The organism is Dyadobacter tibetensis Y620-1, from assembly GCF_000566685.1.
GTDB classification, from domain to species: Bacteria; Bacteroidota; Bacteroidia; order Cytophagales; family Spirosomataceae; genus Dyadobacter; species Dyadobacter tibetensis.
This window is the reverse complement of record NZ_AZQN01000011.1, coordinates 92,708-114,884: the sequence shown is the minus strand read 5'-3', so window position 1 is coordinate 114,884 and position 22,177 is coordinate 92,708. Positions and strand designations below refer to the sequence as shown.

The 22,177-nt window shown below is 47.7% G+C and carries 18 protein-coding genes; 7 read left to right on the top strand and 11 right to left on the bottom strand.

Going from position 1 to position 22,177, the window contains the following annotated elements:
• Positions 1-4: 4 nt before the first annotated feature.
• On the top strand, positions 5-1,027 hold the full coding sequence (locus X939_RS0121010) for a toxin-antitoxin system YwqK family antitoxin (protein WP_025765246.1): 1,023 nt from the start codon (positions 5-7) through the stop codon (positions 1,025-1,027).
• 44 nt (positions 1,028-1,071) lie between these two features.
• Positions 1,072-2,769, top strand: a complete 1,698-nt coding sequence (locus X939_RS0121005) for a hypothetical protein (protein ID WP_025765245.1) — start codon at positions 1,072-1,074, stop codon at positions 2,767-2,769.
• A 6-nt stretch (positions 2,770-2,775) separates the two neighbouring features.
• Here X939_RS0121005 and X939_RS0121000 read toward each other — a convergent pair whose 3' ends face one another.
• Positions 2,776-4,050 (bottom strand): D-alanyl-D-alanine carboxypeptidase/D-alanyl-D-alanine-endopeptidase, encoded by a 1,275-nt coding sequence (locus tag X939_RS0121000; protein ID WP_025765244.1) that lies wholly within the window; start codon positions 4,048-4,050, stop codon positions 2,776-2,778.
• 171 nt (positions 4,051-4,221) lie between these two features.
• Between X939_RS0121000 and X939_RS0120995 the strand changes: the two genes are divergently transcribed.
• Together X939_RS0120995 and X939_RS0120990 are read left to right on the top strand one after the other, a co-directional pair.
• The gene (locus X939_RS0120995; RefSeq protein ID WP_025765243.1) at positions 4,222-6,129 is read left to right on the top strand and encodes a RecQ family ATP-dependent DNA helicase; all 1,908 of its coding nucleotides are present in this window, start codon (positions 4,222-4,224) and stop codon (positions 6,127-6,129) included.
• Positions 6,130-6,137: 8 nt separating this feature from the next.
• Positions 6,138-7,574 carry a DUF5723 family protein gene (locus X939_RS0120990; protein ID WP_025765242.1) on the top strand — a complete coding sequence of 479 codons (1,437 nt, stop codon included), beginning with the start codon at positions 6,138-6,140 and terminating at the stop codon, positions 7,572-7,574.
• 2 nt (positions 7,575-7,576) lie between these two features.
• On the opposite strand, the gene X939_RS0120985 is transcribed toward X939_RS0120990, so the two are convergent.
• The 8 genes from X939_RS0120985 to X939_RS0120945 all read right to left on the bottom strand — a co-directional run bounded on the left by X939_RS0120985 (position 7,577) and on the right by X939_RS0120945 (position 17,804).
• On the bottom strand, positions 7,577-7,879 hold the full coding sequence (locus X939_RS0120985) for a DUF6787 family protein (RefSeq protein WP_025765241.1): 303 nt from the start codon (positions 7,877-7,879) through the stop codon (positions 7,577-7,579).
• Positions 7,880-7,891: 12 nt separating this feature from the next.
• Positions 7,892-8,623 carry an RluA family pseudouridine synthase gene (locus X939_RS0120980; protein WP_025765240.1) on the bottom strand — a complete coding sequence of 244 codons (732 nt, stop codon included), beginning with the start codon at positions 8,621-8,623 and terminating at the stop codon, positions 7,892-7,894.
• 50 nt (positions 8,624-8,673) lie between these two features.
• The gene (gene panB / locus X939_RS0120975; RefSeq protein ID WP_025765239.1) at positions 8,674-9,492 is read right to left on the bottom strand and encodes a 3-methyl-2-oxobutanoate hydroxymethyltransferase; all 819 of its coding nucleotides are present in this window, start codon (positions 9,490-9,492) and stop codon (positions 8,674-8,676) included.
• A gap of 76 nt (positions 9,493-9,568) precedes the next feature.
• Positions 9,569-10,909: a peptidoglycan DD-metalloendopeptidase family protein gene (locus X939_RS0120970; protein ID WP_025765238.1), complete on the bottom strand. Its 1,341-nt coding sequence runs from the start codon at positions 10,907-10,909 to the stop codon at positions 9,569-9,571.
• 94 nt (positions 10,910-11,003) lie between these two features.
• On the bottom strand, positions 11,004-11,837 hold the full coding sequence (lolB1, locus tag X939_RS0120965) for a lipoprotein insertase outer membrane protein LolB1 (protein WP_025765237.1): 834 nt from the start codon (positions 11,835-11,837) through the stop codon (positions 11,004-11,006).
• A complete protein-coding gene (locus tag X939_RS0120960; RefSeq protein WP_025765236.1) occupies positions 11,827-13,578 on the bottom strand; it encodes a tetratricopeptide repeat protein in 1,752 nt (583 codons plus the stop codon). Before X939_RS0120960 ends, lolB1 begins: the two co-directional genes overlap by 11 nt.
• Before the next feature lie 206 nt (positions 13,579-13,784).
• Positions 13,785-14,762 (bottom strand): YeiH family protein, encoded by a 978-nt coding sequence (locus tag X939_RS0120950; protein WP_025765235.1) that lies wholly within the window; start codon positions 14,760-14,762, stop codon positions 13,785-13,787.
• Positions 14,763-15,365: 603 nt separating this feature from the next.
• Positions 15,366-17,804, bottom strand: coding sequence for a TonB-dependent receptor plug domain-containing protein (locus tag X939_RS0120945; RefSeq protein ID WP_025765234.1), 2,439 nt, complete (start codon positions 17,802-17,804; stop codon positions 15,366-15,368).
• 313 nt (positions 17,805-18,117) lie between these two features.
• Between X939_RS0120945 and X939_RS0120940 the strand changes: the two genes are divergently transcribed.
• The 3 genes from X939_RS0120940 to X939_RS0120930 all read left to right on the top strand — a co-directional run bounded on the left by X939_RS0120940 (position 18,118) and on the right by X939_RS0120930 (position 20,124).
• Positions 18,118-18,675, top strand: coding sequence for a Crp/Fnr family transcriptional regulator (locus X939_RS0120940; RefSeq protein WP_025765233.1), 558 nt, complete (start codon positions 18,118-18,120; stop codon positions 18,673-18,675).
• 142 nt (positions 18,676-18,817) lie between these two features.
• Entirely contained in the window at positions 18,818-19,207 is a 390-nt protein-coding gene (locus X939_RS0120935; protein ID WP_025765232.1) for a RidA family protein, read from the top strand.
• Between the two features lie 473 nt (positions 19,208-19,680).
• Positions 19,681-20,124, top strand: coding sequence for a GNAT family N-acetyltransferase (locus tag X939_RS0120930; protein ID WP_025765231.1), 444 nt, complete (start codon positions 19,681-19,683; stop codon positions 20,122-20,124).
• Positions 20,125-20,240: 116 nt separating this feature from the next.
• Here X939_RS0120930 and X939_RS0120925 read toward each other — a convergent pair whose 3' ends face one another.
• Positions 20,241-21,575, bottom strand: coding sequence for an APC family permease (locus tag X939_RS0120925; RefSeq protein WP_025765230.1), 1,335 nt, complete (start codon positions 21,573-21,575; stop codon positions 20,241-20,243).
• 316 nt (positions 21,576-21,891) lie between these two features.
• Complete coding sequence (atpC, locus tag X939_RS0120915) at positions 21,892-22,134, bottom strand: ATP synthase F1 subunit epsilon (RefSeq protein ID WP_025765229.1); 243 nt, start codon at positions 22,132-22,134, stop codon at positions 21,892-21,894.
• Positions 22,135-22,177: the final 43 nt, after the last annotated feature.

Here is a 22,177-nt window from a genome sequence, read left to right as displayed (position 1 = left end):
GCACATGCAAACCAAATATTGGATTCATTGTCTTTTACTATTTATTTCTGTAGTAGCTGTAAAGGCGCAAACAACTACAGCAAATGGCTCTAGTCCGTCTTGGTTGCCCAAAGAGCGTGTGAAAAGCGACAGCAGTCAGGCGAGACCCAAAACGGGCCTAGGAGCCCTTATGTCTAATTTTGACCCCACAGTAAGTGGCAGTGTTCCTGGTAAAGGTGCCCAATCTACTTCCCTATCGAGTCTCTTTGGCGAAACCTTGCCCGACCTAGGGCTCCGGGCCAAAGTATATAAAAGCCAGAAAGCCGAAAGGAAACGAAAAAAAGCACTTGCCAAGCTGGCTAAGGTAGAGTATGAAGGAATACCCATGGAGGCGGTCTCCATCAAATATGGAAGTGGCGATCGCGCAACGGTGGAAATGTTCCATGTCTTGAAAGAGTACAAGCCCTTGGACCCGTATGTCCGCATGGCCAATACCCGCTGGTACGACACCAAATCCAAACGCCTGAGCTCCTCCCTTATCAAGAATAAGGAGCGCTCCAGGCTATTGCACGGACCTTACAAAAAATTTTCCGGAGAAAATTTACTCGAAGAAGGTTACTATTTTATGGGTGTTCGGGACGGACGATGGGTAAAGTACGACTCTAAATATAATCTGATAGACAAATCGATTTGGGATAAAGGATTCCCAGCGGAGGCCCAGATCAGCTATTACGATTCTGCACATACACAGGTGAAGGAGGTTGTTCCGGTGATGTTTGGCCAAACGGAAGGTGAGTATCTAAAATTTTATAAAGAAGGCCAACTGATGGCCATCGGAAAGTATGAAAACGGCCAGAAAGTAGGTAGATGGATCGAATATTATCAGTTTCGCCGTCAGCGCAAACAAGAGATCCAGTATCCTAAAACCGCTTGGGATGAAGACTTTGAGCCTTTTGTTTTGCGGGAATGGGACGATAAAGGCAAGCTTACTTTCGATTCCTCAAAAGATCCCCGAGCTTCCGCAGAAATAGAAGAAGAAGAAGAATAAGCGCTCAAATTCAGTCATTATATTAATTTATCATACCCCTCATCATGCTTCAGTCTAAAACGACCAGGATAATTACCTCTTGGCCGCTTGCCATTATGGTTGCCGCAGTGCCCATTTTAATTTATATTCTGTTTTTTCGAGCACTGGCACTGAATGTCAATTATGTAGCGTTCGATGATATTCTTATTTTAGGTATTATTCCCAGCTTCGATGGGGCAAGTTGGGCGCAACGATGGGAGGCCCTGACTACGCTTTTTCCAGAACATCGTCTGGTATTTTCTAGAACTATTGTTCTTACCTTATACCATATATTCGGGAGGCTCGATCTTACCTGGCTGATGATCGTAGCCAATATCTGCTGGGCAGCTTGTGCAGTCTACTTTTATCAGGCTATTAGGAGCTTAAAGCTGTCCTTCTGGTATTTTGTTCCGGTTGCCTGGCTCTGGTTCAATATCCAATCTTTTGAAAATATTCTCTGGGGTGTAAGCTCACTCTGCAATTTTGGCGTTCTTTTCTTTGCATTAGGAAGTATTTATACGGCCGCATTCAAGCCCAAATGGTTGGTAATTACCCTTCTGCTGGCCATCTGTGCCACTTACAGCTATGGTAACGGCCTGATGGTGTTCCTGGTGATTGCGGTGTTGCAGATTCTTCGACGGGCCTATGTTCAGCTGGGCATTACCATCCTTAGTCTGGTGATTGTTTCGGCATTGTATTTTTCTGATTTTACCCCCATTACGCAGAATTTAGACGTCACCGACCCTCGGCAGATAGAGGAGGGCATTCTGGGACTCTTCGGATTTCTAGGGTCTATAGCCAGCATACAGGCCTACGGGCTCCCCCTCTCGTCTATGTACCTGGCCTCCATTACGGGACTGTTTATGGTCGTACTGATATTCCTGTTACTGTGGAGGCAGTTCCCAAAGTTTTGGCAGACCATTACGGAATATAAGGCATATGAGCGCCCGATTGTATTATTTGCTATTGGAATTCTCATTTTTGTGGCTATTACGGCCCTTGCACTTACCTACAAACGCATACCCACAGATACCTATTATGGTATGTTTAAGGGGCGGTATCGTATGTACAGCACCTTACTACTATTAGCGATCTATTTTCTTTTCCTAGGCGTACGCCCGCGGGGTCGAAACGTTACTATCAAATTCCTGATTCCCCTTTCTATCGTACTGAATCTGGCTATTCTGCACGGTAACTTCGCCTATGCCGTAGATAATCGCCGCGAAGCCATTACACAGGAGTTCAACGCCAGATATAATGCCGACTGGCATGGCCTGCGTATGTTTGAAATGCCCCAAAGTCATTACGAGAAGATCCGAGCCCTTTATCATTCCCAAGATCCACTGGCTGGAAGCTGGAACCCCAATCCCGCCATGGAAACGAAATTTCTAGGAGCCAACCCCTTTCCCATCCAGAGTATTTCCACCGAAGGAGAGTACCTCCGACTCTTTCTTAACCTTCATGGGTTCAGAGCAACCAAAGACTATAGTGATGGTGTCTATGCGATCATGTATTCAGCTGACCATGTATATGCTTCACCAGCAAGGCAGCCACCGGTACCTTTACGCACAACCATTCGCCGCGGCCTGTATTTTTCTGACGTCGCCAATATTGCATTTCACAAAGGAACTATTGCCCCCGGCTCTTACCAACTCTTACTCCTGGTGCGTCAGGGTGCACAAAATCATATATATCAAACCGGTCATGAATATATTCAACCCTGAGAGGTACTAGAATTTATTGTGAAGTTTGGTAAGAATGCGCTCCACTTCCTTACGGACTGTGGCCGTAGATGTAGGGTAATTATTATTCATGAAGCTAAAAACCAACCTTTTCCCCTTTTTGCTAATCAAATACCCACTTAAACAGTAATTATTACTCAAGGTTCCTGTTTTGGCAAATACAAAGGGTGGTTCTTCCTTATACTGCGCGCTTATGGTTCCGGTTTTTCCACCTGCAGGTAGTAGCTTGAAGAGACGCTCTTCGGGCATCTTAGCATATATTTTCTGCAAGAGCGCTACGATACTCCTCGGGGTAAATAAGTTGTACCGACTCAGTCCAGAACCATCGCGCCAGATCGGACGGTCGGGCAGGTCGGATAAATAGTGCTCAATAGCATGATCGATCCCGCCCTGGGTATTCAAAGGAAGGCCCTTTTGGGAGGCATAGAGCAACATGAGCTGTTCGGCAAGCATATTATCGCTTACCTGTAACATACGGTAGTAGAGGCTATCCGAGGGGATGCTATAGACGGTTTGTAGCTCAATGTTAATGGGCACATGGATTAGCTTAACCTCTTTCCCCAAAGTATCACTCAACATTCTAACCGTAAGGGAGTCACTGGTACGGACTGGAACATCTTGTATCAGTCCGGAAGGCACCCCTAGGTCACTATGATGGAAAATGTTGGCAAACTCGTCCCGCTCAATACCCGAGGCAGTGGTATCGGCCACCAGAAACGGCCTCCAGTAGGAGGGAAGTACCTGAGGTTTCCCTCCAGTGGAATGAGAAAACCTGGCAATATTTCCATATAGGGGCAGGGCCGAGCGCTCGGCTTGGTAGTAGTCACCGTAATCGCTCCAAGCCCAGCCTGGACCAAAGCGTTTTTCCTGAAAATTAACGGGTGTGAAGAATATAGGTTCTTTTCGGTTCTTCAAAAAATCGAAAACTGCGCTATGTGGCAGATCGGGGTGAAGCAAAGATGGGTCGCCAGTACCACGAATTATCAAAAGCTCGCCCCATTCCAGATATTCAAGACCTGGAATAGAATCGCCCAGGGCATTAAGGCCTGCATAGAAGCTAAAAAGCTTGGTATTGGAAGCAGGATTGAAATACCGATTACTCTGATAGCCTGCCAGTTCTTTGGCACCAGTGAGGTTGGCGATAGATAAACCGGTATGCTGTTGGCTAAAAACGGTAGATCGTTTAATTTCTTTATTGACAAAATGCGAAATCGAGCATCCTGAAATGGATACTGCTAGGCAAAATAATAAGAGCGTGCGCATGTAAGACAGTTAAGTATTCAAAATCAAAGATACTAGAAAACCTGAAAGAGGCCGGACGACCCATTATAAAAAAATGAACCCTACAAGTGATCAAAGGCATATGGGCTAAGCGAATACGGCAAAATAGTATTTATTTTGTTACTTTACCCGATTTGGACCCCTAGAGTACGCATGAAAAGCCCGGAGGAGATTTTAAAACAGTATTGGAATTACGACAGCTTTCGCCCTATCCAGAAAGATGCGGTGCTCTCTGCCGTGAACGGACAGGACACCTTGCTGCTACTCCCTACTGGTGGGGGCAAATCGATCTGCTTTCAGGTGCCGGTATTGATGATGGAGGGTGTGTGTATTGTTGTCACTCCCTTGATCGCCTTAATGAGAGATCAGGTAGAACAACTAAAAAGACGTGGTATACCTGCAGCCGCCATTCATTCGGGCATGAACAAACATGAAATTGACATCGCCCTCGACAACTGCGTACATGGCAGTACCCGCTTTCTATATGTTTCGCCCGAACGTTTGCGCACGGACATTATGATCGCGAGGGCAAAAAAAATGAAAATTAGTTTACTGGCTGTAGATGAGGCACATTGTATTTCAGCATGGGGGTACGACTTTCGTCCTTCTTACCTGAAAATTGCCGAGTTCCGTGAGCTCATCCCTGACACCCCGGTTATGGCCCTTACCGCTACCGCTACCGAAGAAGTAAGAGCCGATATTATTGATAAATTAAAAATGAAAACGGTTCGGGTTTATAAGCAATCCTTCGCAAGGGAAAACCTTTCCTATTCCGTTTTTAATGAAGACAGTAAGGAGCAAAAGTTGCTCCAAATTCTGCAAAGAGTGCCTGGCACAGCCATTATATATGTAAAAACCCGCAAACGAACCAAGGAGCTGGCGGACTGGCTCAACCGCAAGGGGGTAGGAGCGAGCTACTACCATGCCGGCCTCAGCCACAAAGACCGAAGCGAAAGACAATCGGCGTGGATTGGCAATAAAGTGCGGGTGGTGGTAGCTACCAATGCCTTTGGTATGGGCATTGACAAGCCGGATGTACGGAGTGTAATTCATTTTGATTTGCCCGAGAACCTGGAGGCCTACTACCAAGAGGCCGGTAGGGCAGGGCGGGATGGTCTGCGCGCGTATGCCGTAGCCCTGTATAACCCCATCGATCTGGAAGACCTGCTGGATACAGTGGAGCGGCAATACCCTCCCATAGACCTCCTCAGGCGGGTATACCAGGCTTTGGCCAACTATTATAAAATTCCTGTTGGGAGTGGGGAGCTCAGCATTCACGATTTCGACCTACAACATTTCTGCGGCATTTTCGGACTACCCGTCAGTGACACGCATTACAGCCTCAAATTACTCCAGGAAGAGGGATTTATACAGCTCAGCGAATCTTTTAACGAGCCTTCCAAGCTTATGTTTTTGGTAGATAATCGTCAATTATATGATTTTCAGATACGCTACCCTGAACTAGATTCGTTTATCAAAGTGATCCTTCGTTTATATGGCGGAGAGCTGTTTACAGAATATATGCGCATTAATGAAACGGAAATAGGCCAGCACTTTTATGCTCCCGTTCAAGAGGTGGCTAGTAAGCTACGGTTTTTGCAGGAGCGAGAGATCATCGATTTTCAGCCGCGCCGTGATAAGCCACAACTTACCTTTCTCACACAGCGCTTTGACGCCGAGACCATGCCACTACAAGTGGCGGAGATCAAAAAAAAGAGAGCACGTGACCGGTCGAAAGCCAGAGCCGTTTTAGCCTATGCCTCCAGCGACAACCGCTGTAGGACTTTGATGCTACTGGAATATTTCAATGAATTTGATGCCAGCGAATGTGGCGTTTGTGACAACTGTTTGAAGAAAAAAAAGGAGAAAGAACAGACATTCAGAGCATTGGGCCTGGAGATAGCTTCCGACTTGCGGCATAATGGCCCTCTTTCACCCAAGCAACTCAGCGAACGTTTCGGACATGTTGCTGAAAAGTATTTTCTGAGGGCTATAAAAATGATGCTTGAAGAAGAAAAAATAGCCTATAATAACCAGGGGAAATTGATTGTAAATAAATAATAGAAATTTTGAAATTCACACACCTCAGCGGCTGGCTGGCCAGCATTTTGATTAGCTTTCCACTACTAGGACAGGATATCCCTGGCCTTCAACAAAGTAATTATGGAGGATTGTATAGGGCTAGCTATAACCCGGCGGCCCTGGGAGGCTCACCCCAGAAATTCCAGATCAATATCCTGAGTCTGGGAGGGAGTATTACACGTCGATATTTTGACTTTATTGGCAAAAACTCCCTGTTAACCCCACTTTTAGTGCCCCATTCTACTAAAGAAATCTATGGTCGATCCCGCACCATGGGTTCTATAACATCAGGGGATCAGTTGTTCTTGGCTAGCGATATCCGCTGGCCATCGGTATTGTTAGCCCTGGATCGCTACCAGAGTATCGCAGTACAATTTCGCTCTCGGGGCTTCATTCAAGGTAGCCAGGTTCCGGCCGACATTCAAAATTTGTATAAGCGCCGGCTGGACACGGGCCTCGCACCTGCTTCATCGGGGAGCTGGGGGCCCATGGGTCTGGCTCAGCTTAGTTTTTCGGAAATCGACTTTTCATATGGTGTTCAGGTACTCGACCTGGATGCTCATAAGCTCCGCTTGGGGGCAACCGTCAAGCGTATCATTGGCGCACGCACTTCCTATGTAAGGGGCTCCATCGACCAATATGAGGTCCGGGAGCAGGCCGCAGCATCTGAGATCAGTACGCTGATCCTAAAGGATATCAATTATGAAAGCGGCTACAGCCAGGCCAGCAAAGGACTTCGCATCGGAGACCTTTTCGATAAGCAGCAATATGGTGCGGGTTGGGCCATGGATTTGGGCGTTACCTATGAGCTGGGTAACTACTGGATCAATGAGAAAGAATCATTCGACGACAGCCCTACCTATCTCATTCGCCTTTCGGCATCTGTTACTGACCTAGGGTCTGTTCGCTATAAAACGGCTAACAGCAGCGTAGTACGGGGAAATTTATCTGAAAAAAGCATCGGACAAAGTGAAATGGAGACCATCAGTGACCGGGGAGCCGAAGGCTTTATGGAGCTTTTCCCTTCCGACGACACCACGCCTTTTCAAGGAAGCATGCAGCTACCTCAGGCACTCCACCTGGAAGCAGATGTACAATTGGTTCAGGGATTTTTCTTGAATATGTCCAAAACAAGTCGCTTTAAACCCGCTGACGACGAGCTGTTAGATGTCTATCTGCCCAATAGCTTTACGATAGGTCCACGCTGGGAAAACGAAGATTCAAATGTGGCCTTCCCGGTGACCTTTATCGAAGGTAATAAAAAAGTGTCCATAGGAGCGGTAGCCCATTTCGGACCCATTTTTGTAGGCGTAAATAACATGGGCACGCTATTCAAAAAATCGCCCAATAGCGCAGGGATGGCCTATATTGGCTTATCGGTGTGGAAAATGAAGCGAAGAATGAAAAGTCGGCAAGATAAATAACGCTATTTCCGTCTAAACCAGCCCGCTATACGTCCAAACATACGTTTTTCGAAGGCCAGAAAAAAGGCATATTTGCCCCATATCCACCCCCAGGCAAGGAGGATAACCTGATAAAGGGGTAGAATGATTACAATATTGACCAACCAGCGGAGCCAGGTAGGCGTGGCTTCATGAAAGCCCAGAAGATCAAATAATGCCCTTTTTACATATAAAACCGAAAAACCCGTACAGGCGAATACCAGTAAAATGACCAGGACATCCCAGCCATTTTTCACTTCCCATCGCTCCTTGAGTTTTTCGATCATTATTTTATAAAATTATTCGTACAAGAACCCCATATTTTCAAGCTTAATTTCCTCATCATCAAGGGGCAGGAACTCCTCCCAGAAAGGATTGTCGGGAACACCGGCACGGCAAATCATAGGTTCCTTTTTGACAGGATGCTCGAAAAATAGCCTTCGGGCGTGCAGGTTGATACTGCCATCCGGATTGCCTTTATCGAAACCATATTTTACATCACCGCGAATAGGACACTTCATCGAGGCCAGTTGCACCCGTATCTGGTGTGGTCGTCCCGTAATGGGACTTACCTCCAGAAGATGATGCTTATTCACCTCTCCCAGCCAACGGTAGGATAGCTCTGCACGCTGCGACCCCGGTACTTCGTAATCGTATGCTGTAGTTACGTTTCTCTTTTCATCCTTAACGAGCCAATGAACCAACCGGCCCTTCTTGCTTGCAGGACGATTTTTCACTACTGCCCAATACGTTTTTTGAACATCTCTTTTGCGGAATATTTCATTCATACGTTCCAGGGCCTTGGATGTCCGGGCAAATACAACCAGCCCACTCACTGGGCGGTCGAGCCGATGCACGGTTCCCAGAAAAACGGCTCCAGGTTTATTATATTCTTCTTTGATATAATCTTTTACAAGGTCCAATAGACATTTATCCCCTGTCTTGTCCCCCTGAACCAGAATCCCCGGCTCCTTGTTGACGATAATCAGGTGGTTATCTTCGTAAACGATTCTAAATGGTCTCTTCGCCATATGCTTAATTTTTTAAGTTTTCGGTATAGTAAAACCGAAAACAGAGGTGATCAGTAAGATTCTTTCTCGTTGGGGAAGGACTTACTTTTAACGTCAGTGATATAATTGGAAATGGCGTCCGTCATGATGCTGTTCAGATCGGCATATTGACGGAGGAAACGGGGCTTAAAAGTCTTATTAATCCCTAGAAGGTCGTGAAGCACCAATATTTGCCCATCGCAGTGCTGCCCAGCGCCAATGCCTATGGTGGGAATCTGAATACTCTCGGTAACCTTCTGACTCAATTTGGAAGGAATTTTCTCTAGTACTACCGAGAAACATCCAATTTCCTGCAGCAAGGCGGCATCGTCGAGCAATTTTTGAGCCTCAGCATCTTCTTTGGCACGCACGGTATAGGTGCCAAATTTATAAATAGACTGGGGAGTAAGTCCCAAATGCCCCATAACAGGAACACCTGCGCTCAGGATACGCATAATAGATTCCTTTACTTCCAGCCCACCCTCTAACTTTACAGCATGGGCCCCCGACTCTTTCATAATACGAATGGCAGTGCTTAGCGCCTCCCGGGAATTACCCTGATATGATCCGAAGGGAAGGTCTACTACGACTAAGGCTCTTTTGACGGCCCTAACCACCGACTGGGCGTGGTAGATCATCTGATCTACAGTAATGGGAAGGGTAGTTTCGTGCCCGGCCATCACGTTGGAAGCCGAGTCGCCTACCAAAATGAGCTCTACACCGGCCGCATCCACAATCCCTGCCATGGAATAGTCGTAAGCGGTAAGGCAGGTGATTTTCTCACCTCGGGTCTTCATCTCCTGAATAATATGGGTGGTTACCCGCTTGATATCTGAGCTATGTACAGACATAATCGTATTTAATTTGCATGGATCGAAACGCCGGCAGCTAATACCGGCCATTCTTAACTGATATAAAGCCGGTCCCTTACCGAGGGGCCAGCCAACCCTCCGGATTCAGCCGGGAAGTATTTTTCCAAATTTGAAACTGCAGCTCCGAGGTTCCATCGCTGTCGGTAGCCACCCGGCCAATGGTATCCCGGGCCTTCACTTTTTGCCCTGGTCTGACCAACACACTATTCATTTTGGCATAAATCGTCATATAGTCCCCGTGTTGAATAGCAATAACGTCGCCCATACCCGGCATTTCCGTCACATCGAGTACCGTTCCGTCGTAAACAGAGCGCACGAGTTCTCCATTATTGGTCTGAATGTCAATTCCCAGGTTATCAACCATCACACCCTTCAGAACAGGATGCTCCCTCCGGCCAAAATGGCCTGAAACAAAGCCCTTTACAGGCCAGGGAAGCCGAGCCCTGGAGGCAGTGAAGGATGAAGCGAGCGTGGTCTCCGCTTCGCTTAGTCCACCACTAACAATTTCGGGCTCTTCCGCTTTGGGAGCCGCCACAATCACCGCTTCTCCCTTCTTTGTTCTTTCTGCATTTTCCTTCGCCAGTCGTTCTTTTTCAGCCTTAATACGGGCTTCACGAGCCTCTCTCTCCTTCCTTTCTTTCTCCAGACGCTCCTTGCGTTCCCGCTCCGCAATTCGGCGGATATTGGCTTCAAGCAAATTGGTAGCCCGTCTATTTTGTTCTATCTGCTTGCGAAGCTCCGATTCTTTCTGAGAAAGTTCCTTCACCACTTCATTCTGTTTGGCCTGCAAGCCCTCCAGCTTCTTGCTTTCACCAACCTGTACCGTAAGTACCTTTTGCTTCTGCTCTTTCTTGGCGGCTATCCTCACCTGCTCGGCGTGAAGCTTCTCTGTTAGTGCCTGCATTTCTTTCGCTTGGTCCTCTCTGGCCTCCGTATATTGTTTCAAATACTTATACCGCAAGGCAAACTGATGAAAAGACTGAGCCGAAAACAAGAATACCAGCTGATTCAGATAGCTGTTCCGTTTTGCAGCCTCATAAATCATATGACCATACTCTACCTTAAGCTTTTCCAGGTTTTTGGCGAGTTCCTGCTGTTCTTTTACAAGGACATTGAGTTCCTTATTCAAGATACCCACATCGTCCGACAAGAGATCGATCTGCTTCTTTTGGGCACTGATCTGCTGATTAATCGCCCTCAACTGGCCCAGATTCACATTCTTTTGCACTGAAGTTTCTTTCAGGATGCCCTGAATTTCCTTCATTTTGTTCTGATTCTCGCTTTTCTCACGTTCCAGTTGCTCACGACTCTTCTGAGCCTTCGCACCCATATGGGCTAAAAGGAAAAGGGTGATCATCATTACCAATCGACGTGCATACCGTGTATGAAGGGGCATATTTTTAATTTCTTGCTACCTATACCATTAATGGCAGGCAAAGTTAAACAGTCTTGTTCTTTTTGGCCCTATTCTAAGGCAGACAATGTTATGATTATCGCTTTGCCTTATAGCTGGCAGGGATACTAAAAGGAAATCCCGGGCTTTCGGAGGGCATCTCCACGCGCAAATGCTTAATCCCTATCTGCGTTTGGTAGAACTGGCCATCTTTGGGCGATCGGGCATCAAGCTGCAAGACACTCTCATAGGGAAACAGGTCCGTACCCACCTCCTTAAAATCCTGATAACGAACTGAAAATGTATTTTCACTCTTATTTTCTACCGCCAATAAGCGGGTCAATTTCCTATTACTCATGGCAATAAAGTTTTCCGAAAAAATACGATTTACGGCTTGGGTCAAGACATAAAAGTCGGCCTCAGTCCTGACCCGGGCTGCGGTGTCCAGGGGGAAGGGCAGATCGCCCACCAGAATAGATTGCAATAGACTGAAGTTCAGCTGAAATTGATATTGCTCACTTAACTGAGCATAACTTACCTTAAAATATTCCTTATGAAGCTTATCTAAAAAGAAAATAGAATCCTGGGACATCAGTCCCCGTGCCACCTCGAGCCCCACGCCGCTTACCGACATCCAGATTAGGGAATCCTTACTGACCCTAAGATTGACAGTCACATTCTCCAGATCCTGCTTGCGACTTTTAAAGGAGAATTTAGATTTGGTGGTCAGATACCGAAACTCCACTTCCTCAATTTGTAAGGAACTTTCTGCCAAGCTGACCCCTGCCTTCGCAGTGGAGTCAGAAGGTCTTAGTACCTGGGTGGAGTCGGTGGAAAGGTGAGAAAGCTTCTTATTATTTCTCTGACGATGGCAGGACGAGAGTCCAATCATACATAGGGCCAATAGCCAAAGGGATATATTATTGTTCATGCAATGAGCCAGTCGCTATTTTTTTGTCTAAAAGTTCGGTGGTTTCTCCCATCGACCGGGCCCGTTTCCACTGTGTAAGGGCACCGTCGCGTTCTCCTAATTTGAAAAGGACATCACCATAATGCTCCACGATGGTGCCACTCACCGAGGCACTATCCTTCAAGGCTCTTTCCAGATATTCCTTGGCGCGCTTATAGTCTTTCATGGTATAGAGCACCCAGGCATGGGTATCCAGATAGGTCGGATTGTCCTTATGCAATTTAACCAGACGCTCCGACATTTTCAGTGCCTGATCCAGTCGCTCACGCCGCAAAGAAAGAAAGTAACTATAGTTGTTCAGCACATGGTCGTTATCTGGATTGGCCTTTAATGACAATTCATAGGAGGCGTCCGACTTTTTATGTTCTCCTAGGCCGTTATAGGCGTCGCCTAGCTGCCCGTAAATATAGGGCACCATATCGTTACGTTCGCCCACCAATTTCAAACTCTCTTCCAGAGAGGAAATCGCCTGCCTATAGTTCTTTTTGATCAGATGGGCCATACCATTGGAATACCAGAACATCCCCTGATTGGGAAAAACCTCCAATGCTTTCTCTGAATGAGCCAAAAGGCTGTCGGGTTGGTTAAGCTCACCATCGAGCTGAAGCACGGCTCCCCAAATTTCATAAACGGAAGGGTCCAGTACTGATGCCCTTACATAAGCGTCCCGCGCCTCGGGTTTGCGCCCGTTGCGCATGAGCAGATCGGCATAAATCACCTGAACTTTCGACTCCCCCGGATGTGTGTCCATTAATTGTTTGGCTAGTGTGAGCGCATCGGCGTGTTCTTCGGCTGTTTTCAGCATCGACAGATAGCCAGATAATACCCTGATTTTAGGCTCCGCATCCAGGTTGGGATTGGCGAAAACGATTTTAAGCTCCTGATTACACTTCTCAATATTACCGTTCTTCCGGTATATATCCGCAAGCAAGACATGGGCCTGAGCCTCGTCGGGGTTTATCCGTATGGCCTCTTCTAAAGGCGCTATAGCTTCTACCACCCGGTCGTTGGCGATGAGCAACTCAGCCAGTTCGACCTGATAGCTTACCTCCCCGGGCTCCGACTCAATCAGACGCCGTGCCTCGGCAATGGCTTTATCCAGCTGATTTTGCCTTAAAAAAAGCTGTTGTTTCTGCCGTGTTATTTCTTCTGTGATACCAATGGCCTTCTCCAATACGTCGTAGGTGCGTATGGCCTTGTCGAACTCGTCGTTAAAAACATAAATCGCCGCCAACTCAATTCCATACTGTATGTTCTCGGGGCTCTTTTTCAACAAACCTTCGTAAATCTGCGCTGCCTCAGCATACTTTCTTCTTTTGGCATAAAGTTCTGCCAGCTGTTGGGCATAAAAATCATTATTTTTATTCAGCTCGTAAGCCTTTTTGGAGGCAGTAAAGGCTTCTTCTACCTGGTCTATTTTCATGAGCGCACGGGCTGTCAAATAGTAGCCGGCCGGATCCAGAGGGGCGGCTTGGACCAACTTCTCAAAAAGCGGTAATGCCTTAACGGGTTCCTCTTTCATCATAAACTTCATGCCTTCTGCCACCAGACCATCACGTTCTAAGGATTGGGCAGCGCCCTGATCCTGCTCCGTTTCGAGCTTCTTCTGCTTGCCACGACGCTGTGCATAGCTCTCCTGAGAAATACCGATAAACAGTATAAAAATTAACAGTACTGGTATTTTCAATGAGTCGATTCGCATATATTTCCGGGCCTCAGTGTCAGTATAATGGTGGAAAGATCAAAGTTACCAATTTTTTTAACGATACAAGGAAGCAAAAAATTTGAAAATGTGGCAAGTAACACCATTGCTTCATCGCCCTGCCCCTATAGTAACAAGGGAGATGGGGGCCTTCGTTCAGCAGGGGGATACATTTATCGGCCTTTGTCCTGCCCCCCATAGCGCACTTAAATAAATGCCATCGTCTGCACCAGGTACAAACTCAATCCAGAGATAAAGACCCAAAGCAACACCGCCTGCAATAGGGGACTCCACCCGATGCTTTTCCATACATTACGTCCCAACCCAGCACCAATCAGGAAAAGGGTCAGCTGCATGCCAATATGTGCCAAGCTGGTAGCATAAGGTGCCAGCACATCCCATGCCGGACAATAGGTATGCACCAGTACAGCCACCACAAAAAGACCGATAAAGTAGGGGATTCGCACCTCACGGAGTTTGCCACCGACACAAATTGCCGATATACACGCCACAGGGATGATCCACAAGGCACGAGCAAGCTTAACGGTAGTGGCGACCTCTAAGGCCTTGGGTCCGTAAATCCCCGCCGCCCCTACGACCGAACTGGTATCGTGGATAGCCAGCGCACACCATAGCCCAAACTGTTCCTGACTAAGCGCAAAGTAATGGCCCAGAAAAGGGAATATGATGAGTGCCAAAGCATTCAGGATAAAGACGCAACCCAACGCTAACGAGATCTGTTTTTCTTTGGCCCCTATCACGGGAGAGAGGGCCGCAATGGCGCTGCCGCCACAGATGGCAGTACCTCCAGAAATCAGGAACGACGTCTTGGTTTCGACCCTCAGCAAACGACCTAGCAATAGGCCAAACCCCAAAGTAAGGGCAATGGAGCCTACGGTTAGCAAGGCCCCAGAGGCCCCCGCCTCCACAGCACTGTGCAGATTCATCCCAAAACCTAACCCTACCACCGAGGCCTGCAAAAGCCAGCTTGTGACCCGGTGGTTAAGGTGAACATAGGGGTGACCCGACAGCTGAGCAATGCCCAATCCCAGCAACAGGGCTCCTACAGATCCTAAATAGGGTGTTGAACAAAGGCCAAGTGCTCCAATAAATATCCATTTTCTGCTTTTAGTACTGAGGCTTAATAATACCCCATCTGCCTTCCTCGTCCGGTATATATCCATGGCTTTACAATGCATTAGGCCACAAATATCACGATCCGATTTCCCCCTTTAAAATCATAAAACTTAATGGGGGATAACGTGAGGTTATGCGGTCGGCGGTCGGCAGTCGGCGGTCGGCTTAGGGCTTATGGAAACTTCGTCCTTGTGCTGCCGGACGGTCTGTCGCACGGGAAATGAAGCGCTAAGCTATAGGCGGTAAGCAATAAGCTTGGGGGCAATCAGCTTGCGGCCTTCGGCGGTCAGCTTGCAGCCGTCAAATTTTCCAGAAAACGATTTTCGAGCTGATTGCTACCGAATAATGGTTATAATATTCATCATACAAAATCGGTCATGATGAAGTCAAATAGTACAGTGCGTTTAAAGGTAAAATATTCATCTGAGGTTTTCCTAATAAGAGTCAAAGGAGGAACCAAATAATTGTATTTATTGATATTTAATAACAGGAAATCGCCGATAAATGTGGAACGAACAATGGTTGCATTTCAAAAACTTAGGATAGCGTCAAGGAGGTAAGACTTTCGACACCTAAAAAATAGTATAAATGGGCCTTGAAGGTCAGATAAAACGATCCATTCATGTTCGAATAAAAATCCCTCACCCCCCTCACTCCATCCGGTACTCCAAGCTGCCTACGCCGGCTCGGCCGTCGGGGGAGAGGCCCTGGACGTTGATATGAATGGAAGTGTGGGCATCGGTATGGTAATAGTGAAGGGTGACTTCTCCGGCTGCATCGGTGCTGAGCATCGGCACCCAATGGAGGGTGGAGCGGTAATCGGGCCGAGGAGATGGCGGCGCATCGGACGCATAACGGGGAGCGTAGAACTCCCTAGGGACGTCGTAACCGGCGATCTTGGTGACCAGAACTCCTGGTATGGCCTCCTGGCTATAGTCGTAATTAACATTGGCCCTTTTGGTGAGGATGGAGATTACTCCGCCGCCACCCCGAGACCCATAGATAGCCGCCGAAGCTCCTTTTAGCACGTCGATAGACTCTACATCAAATACATTGATATTGGCGATCATTTCCTTGTCCACCGGCATGCCGTCGAGGATAAACTGGGGCTCGTTACGATTGCCGCGGATATAGACCTGAGCATTAAACCCCGAACCTACCACCTGCACGCCCGCCACCCGTCCGGCCAGCAGATCGAGGATGCTTCGGGCACTTCCGGCCATCTGCTGCGTCACCTTTACAGTGGCATCGGCATGGCCATATAGCTTGCGGCTGTCCCGCTCTACTTCTTTTTTCCCTTTAATGGTAACGGCATCCAGGAGTCGTTCCCGATTGGCCCTGATCTTGCGTTCTATGTCCTGGTAGGCCTGGGCCTGCGCCAGAAACTCCTTTAACTTCCGAGATTCCACGGTGATGGGATAGTAAGGTACCCGTACCAATGAAACCTTAGGAAAAATGTTTTCTTCTAACTGAAATTCCAGACTTTGGTTCCCCTTTTTATTCATCCCCTGCAAACGCACCTGCAGAGAGTCGGAAAAGACGAGTCCTTGTACGGCAAAGCGCCCCTCCGGGTCCGTTTCTGTCGTCAAAAAACCACTAAGGCTATCCTGGTTGAAGACGACCGATAGTACTACCGGCTCTTTAATGGGCTTATTGCCCCGCCTGACGATCCCTTTTAGGGTAATGCCCTCTTCCATACCATAGTCCGGCTGGGGCAGGGAATCCTGGAGCACCTCATTCCACACAAAACGCCTCCAGCCTTGGGTGGCCATCAGATAGTCTACATAGATCCGCCTGTTGGTCAGTGTGCTGTCGAAATAAGATGCAGGCTGCTCTACAATCCCTTTCAAATCGGAAGTTAACAGCAGATTGCTCAGCAGGTGGTCGGCATAGGGTTGCTCGGACACCTGCCCAGCGTCGACAACAGAGGCTGAGAGCTGTGCCCGAACGGGGCGCCCTTCGGCATCGCTGACCTTCACTTTAATGGACATTGGCCCTCTTGGCCCGGATATGGACTGGCCGGCACTGACGACAACCGACAGCTGGCGATTGTGGTTTATAAATGCCAGGCGCTCACAAACGGGTCTTCGGCTGGCGTCGAAGAGCGTCAGATGTAATATGCCATCGGGGAGTTCTGCGGTAGGCAAACTCATGATAAGCCCCTTGTCGGACACAACTCCCCGGGCGGTGCAGGCCGGGACTCCTTGTGCATGCCCTACCAGATACACCTCCCTGGAAGGACTATCGCTGGCCGTGGGGCTGGCAAACTTTCCATGAATGTATACCCTGATTTTGTCGGAATAGGTGATGTTGTCGGTTACCATATTAAAACCCTCGGAGGCGATAGCCGGAAACGAAAACTGGCGATAGCTACCAGATGGGGACTTGGCGATCACCTTGTATCCTGTATTGGCCAATGGCGTGAAAGCCAGGCGGCCCATGCCCAGATGCTCGCTGAAGAAACTTTGCAGGGTGTCGCCCTTTTCGCTCAGCACAAAACCGGAAACATCCACAGAATGCCCATCTGCACCCACTGCCTTAAAGGACAGCCGGCTGGAGACACCGGCGATCAACTGTCCACCCTCAGGAAAAAACTGAAGGTCAAAAGCCTCAGATTCCACTTTCTCCGGCACACTGCTGCCGTCACGGAAGAGGTATATCTGCTGCTGGAAAAAATACCCAGAGTCAAAGTTTTCCATCCAATGGGTATAAGCCCGAAGGAGATAGGGACCTTCTTCCAGATCCTGCCCCAAGCTGATCTCTCCCTGCCCCAGTCCTGCTTCAAGCTGAACCCGTTTTAATATCTTCTGTTGCCCATTGCGGCTGTCTACCAAATCTACATATAGAAGTTTGTTGAGGGTGTCAGGCAAGTGGGTGGCCCCATAAACGGAATAAGCCTTAAACCACAGGGTATCTCCAGCAGCATAATAGGGTTTGTCGGTGTGTAGGTACACTTTGGAAGGAGGATACTGCTGTCGATAGCGTTGTAATTTGTCTAGAATCCAAGTGGAGAATTCGTCATCTGCTGTAGTGGACAGTAGGATCATTAAAAGTCCGAATGCTCCTAATACTCTGGTGTGTAAGCGCATAAATCGTAAACGTAGTAAGTTACCGCAAGTTAGTTTTTTGGTTTAAAATTCAAAACTTTATCTAACGTAGGCGTCGCATCAGGTAATGAACACCGGATAGGCCAAATTTTATAGAGCCGCCTGGATGACCTGCCAGCTTGCGGTATTGTCAGCAAGCAAACTTCCTGTGCTCAGGCACCTATAACTATACATCATTTTATCGACTGAAAATCAACCCATTAAGCAACCATCATAATCCACTAGGCTGGATTTGCTGAAACCTTGGTATCTCAAAAAGGATGTTACTCTCTGATTTTTATCTTTACTTCATAGTATGGAGCAAGTTCTCAAAAAACACATTCAAAAAAGTATCACCCTGTCTGACGAGGATTTTGATAGGCTCATGGGGCACTTCCACATTCAGACTTTCAATAAAGGAGAAAGCATTTTTATTGCTACTCAACCCGTAGAAAATGCCTATTATGTCGTTTCTGGACTATTGAAATTGGTGTATACCGATCAGGATGCTGCAGCGCATATTGTGTCTTTCGCCATGGAGGACTGGTGGGAGAGTGACTTTCACGCCTTTTTCATGAAAACCAAAGCAACCATGTCCCTGGTATGCCTAGAAAATACGACGGTCTTTGCCCTTTCCCTGGACGATTACTGGCAGATTTGCGATATGTTTCCCCAAATGGAAAGGTTTCTACTTCATAAATCCAATATGGGCTTTATAGGAGCCCAACAGCGGGTATTGTCTTTGCTAAGTACCAACGCCAAAGAGCGCTACGAACGGCTGATCGCCCAATATCCTGCGCTCCTTCAAAGGGTTTCGAAGACCCAGATTGCTGCTTACCTAGGGGTCTCACGAGAGACTTTAAGCAGGCTATAGCGCACCGCTCCCGCAACGATAGTAAATGACCTGTCCTTAAAATAGTGACAATTGTCACGGGTATAACTTCCCCCGATGAGGCACCTTTGTGGCATCTGTTACGGTCCAAAGCCGGATACCATAATGAAGCAAATAAATTAAAATGGAAAAGAGAGCAATCAACCCCTGGGAATGGCAAAACCAACGCAGCTATGTGCAGGCAGTAGAGGTAAAACAGGCAGAGGCCACCCTGTATGTTTCGGGACAAACGGCCATCAATGCAGAGGGCCAATCTAGTGGGGCCGACATGAAAACGCAGCTTCAAGAGGCCATAAATAACCTTGAAACAGTCATTACAGAGGCCGGATACCAATGCAGCAATATCGTTCGTCTGAATATTTATACGACTTCTACAGAGGAATTCTTTGGCTGCTTTGATATGCTTCAAGCGTGGCTTAGCCTTCATGGTATCCAACAAGCCAGCACCGTTCTAGAAGTAGCAGGACTCTTCGAAACCTTAAATGTAGAGCTAGAGGCGGTAGTAGTGAGGTGATTTTGGGGCCTCAGTCGGCGGCCAACTGCGGGCGGCCAGTCGCGGGCGGCCAGTCGCGGACGGCTAGCCTGTAAAACGCTGAGTCCATAGCATGGGATAATCTGATTATAGAATCAAACCAGCAATTCATGCCACTGAACGATGAACGGATAGGCCAATAATTTCATCACTTCTTGGTTAAATGCAACCAGCCAAAAATGGGCAAATCATGCAAAACCAATTGGTCAATGTCGTCTGAAGATAATATAATAATGGAGAACAGCTCCTACGTTCGGCACCGTTTTCTGTTCTGCTATCAACGGGACAACGTCCACTTCAGACTTTAGGAAGGAACCGTATGGGAGTAGAATGAGATACGATCTCTGAATTTATCAATTCTATTGAAGATAAGCCCAAAAACAATAGTTTTAATACTTTTATAAAACTGCCGTTTGCCCCTTCTGAAGGGTTTTAGCAAAAATTGAAAACGCATTATGCCAGAACAGGTACTACAAATAGAAAAATTTACAGATCGATACCGGGAAGGAATTCTTCAGGTCTGGGAAGAATCGGTACTGGCGACACATAATTTCCTAAAGACTGCCGATTTTCACGCCATAAAAGAGTTTCACCATGATTTTAACTTTCAAGACTTAGATGTGTACTGCCTGGTCCAGGATGACTGCGTACTTGGCTTTATAGGAGTGGCAGAACGGAAAATAGAAATGCTTTTTCTACGCCCAGATTATATAGGGCAAGGCCTGGGAAGTAAACTCCTAAACTTCGCCCTTTATGAACTAAAAGCCGACAAGGTGGATGTAAACGAGCAAAATAGCAACGCCGTGGCATTCTATCAGCACCACGGCTTTCGGCCCTATGAACGTACTGAAAAGGACGATCAAGGGCTGGATTATCCTCTGCTGCGCATGAAGTTGTAACAGGCCAAAACGGTATTGAATGGTCTCACCCCGTAGCCAATGATCTATCTGAAATAGAATCAACCTTTGAAAAATGGCTGACAGCCGATTGCCGACCGCCACTTTAACGCCCTACCTCAAGCATTCCATCTCTTTACCAGCAAATAAATGGGGTAGCTCAGCACCAGAAATAAGAGGGCAAACTGGCTACTGGACAGATCCTGCACCACGGCGCTGATCAGAAACCCAATCGACAGCAGCAACATGCCGATGGGTAGGGCAGGGTAGGCCGGCACCTTCCAGGGTCGGGGGAGGTTCGGCTCTCGTTTGCGGAGAGCCAGCAGGGAAGCAAAGCCGGAGGCATAGCTCAAAACAAAGAAAAAGGTAGCGATATCAGAGAGTTTTTCACAGGTATCTTTTCCGATCAGGATGAGGGTGATCACGACCAAGGAGGTGATATTGAGGGCAAAGGAAGGGGTTCCACCCTTGTTGACGCGCTGCCCGGCAGGAAAAAAGAGTCCGTCGCGGCTCATGGAGTAAAGCACCCGCGGGTTAAACATCAGTTGGGCATTTACTATGCCCAGGATGGAGATGAGCAGGAACATGGTGACTATTTTTCCTGAGCCTTCCCCAAATATCAGTGCTACAGCATCGGCAGCAGCAAGCTTGGAAGAGGCTAAAACCTCCATGGGAAGAATATACAGGATGGCAGCGTTACAAAGGAGGTAGATAATGATGATCAGCAACACTCCTCCTATCATAGAGCGGGGCAGATTGCGGGTAGGATCGCGGTCTTCCTCGGTAAAGTAAGCGGCGGTATGCCAGCCGTCGTAAGTATAAAAGATGGCCTGCAGGGAAAATACTACGGGTGCCAGCCAGCTGCCCGTAGCTACGATGCGGCTGGTCGTCTGCCCGATCTCACTCACCGTTATTTCTTTGCCATATACGAAACATATCCCCACAAAAAGCAGGAGACCCACACCCTTTAGTACACTCATGATATTTTGGAAACTACTGGCCAGGGAAAGGCCGACCTGATGCAAGGCGGTGAGGGTAGCCAAGAGGACAATCGCCACATAAGGCTCGAAGCCCAGTAGGGAAGGGAGCAGCAGGGAAAGGTATTCACTCATGGTATAAACCCCAAAGCCTAGGGCAGAGCAAGTTCCCAGCCAGCTATTGATGCCCACCACAAAACCGGCATAAGGGCCGAAAGCCCGCTGGGCATAGACGTACCAAGCCCCCGCCCGGGGAACCGAAGTTCCTAGCTCAATGGTACATAACGTGCCCAACAGGGCATATATGCTCACTGCCACCCACAAACCCATGATCAGCCAGGGGTCGCCCAGTTGCTCGGCGATGGGGCCAGGCTTTCGTAGAATGCCCGTACCGATGGTTCCACCAATGGTTACGGCAATGCCAAAGCCTACACCGAGTATCTTCAATAATTCATTTTTAGGCTGAGTAGTCTGCATGATAGGAGTCAGGAGTGCGAATTTTGTCGTAAAATAAGGTATTGCACCCAATAAAACCCTTAATATTCCTTTGAAAATGTCGGCCGTACCTATCGAAGGCCGGAAAGTTTACTTTAAAGCATTATTCCTTCCTCTGATTCCTGGTATTTCAGGCCAGATGGGGCGTTCGTTTGAAAGCATTAATTGAGATCGGCATTAAATTGAGAGTTAGCAGGAAAATTTAGATTCTAGATTTACAAAACCCCCTCCTGTATTTAATACCAAAAAAGCAGAGACTCTTGGAGCCTCTGCTTTTTCAAAATTTTTATTGCTATACCTACAAGACGGCCTCAGCAAGTACGAGTACCGTGTTGTTAAGCACCTCTACTACGCCACCATCGATGACATAAGTCTGCTTAGCAGCACCGGTATCTACTACCACTGAACCTCTTCCGAGCGTGCTCACCAGGGGAGCGTGGCGGTTTAATACCTGAAACTGTCCTTCGGTACCCGGTAGTATCACGGAAGTTGCCTCTCCGTTATACACCTTTTTGTCGGGTGTAATGATATCTAAATGCATATCCTTTGCGGTATGTTTCACGACTCGAGCTGCAGCGTATTGC

Bases quoted from the DNA above. Each gene is read 5' to 3' on its own strand.
- X939_RS0121010 (WP_025765246.1), top strand. From the start codon at position 5: ATGCAAACCAAATATTGGATTCATTGTCTTTTACTATTTATTTCTGTA.
- X939_RS0121005 (WP_025765245.1), top strand. From the start codon at position 1,072: ATGCTTCAGTCTAAAACGACCAGGATAATTACCTCTTGGCCGCTTGCC.
- X939_RS0121000 (WP_025765244.1), bottom strand. From the start codon at position 4,050: ATGCGCACGCTCTTATTATTTTGCCTAGCAGTATCCATTTCAGGATGC.
- X939_RS0120995 (WP_025765243.1), top strand. From the start codon at position 4,222: ATGAAAAGCCCGGAGGAGATTTTAAAACAGTATTGGAATTACGACAGC.
- X939_RS0120985 (WP_025765241.1), bottom strand. From the start codon at position 7,879: ATGATCGAAAAACTCAAGGAGCGATGGGAAGTGAAAAATGGCTGGGAT.
- X939_RS0120980 (WP_025765240.1), bottom strand. From the start codon at position 8,623: ATGGCGAAGAGACCATTTAGAATCGTTTACGAAGATAACCACCTGATT.
- panB (WP_025765239.1), bottom strand. From the start codon at position 9,492: ATGTCTGTACATAGCTCAGATATCAAGCGGGTAACCACCCATATTATT.
- X939_RS0120970 (WP_025765238.1), bottom strand. From the start codon at position 10,909: ATGCCCCTTCATACACGGTATGCACGTCGATTGGTAATGATGATCACC.
- lolB1 (WP_025765237.1), bottom strand. From the start codon at position 11,837: ATGAACAATAATATATCCCTTTGGCTATTGGCCCTATGTATGATTGGA.
- X939_RS0120960 (WP_025765236.1), bottom strand. From the start codon at position 13,578: ATGCGAATCGACTCATTGAAAATACCAGTACTGTTAATTTTTATACTG.
- X939_RS0120950 (WP_025765235.1), bottom strand. From the start codon at position 14,762: ATGGATATATACCGGACGAGGAAGGCAGATGGGGTATTATTAAGCCTC.
- X939_RS0120945 (WP_025765234.1), bottom strand. From the start codon at position 17,804: ATGCGCTTACACACCAGAGTATTAGGAGCATTCGGACTTTTAATGATC.
- X939_RS0120940 (WP_025765233.1), top strand. From the start codon at position 18,118: ATGGAGCAAGTTCTCAAAAAACACATTCAAAAAAGTATCACCCTGTCT.
- X939_RS0120935 (WP_025765232.1), top strand. From the start codon at position 18,818: ATGGAAAAGAGAGCAATCAACCCCTGGGAATGGCAAAACCAACGCAGC.
- X939_RS0120930 (WP_025765231.1), top strand. From the start codon at position 19,681: ATGCCAGAACAGGTACTACAAATAGAAAAATTTACAGATCGATACCGG.
- X939_RS0120925 (WP_025765230.1), bottom strand. From the start codon at position 21,575: ATGCAGACTACTCAGCCTAAAAATGAATTATTGAAGATACTCGGTGTA.
- atpC (WP_025765229.1), bottom strand. From the start codon at position 22,134: ATGCATTTAGATATCATTACACCCGACAAAAAGGTGTATAACGGAGAG.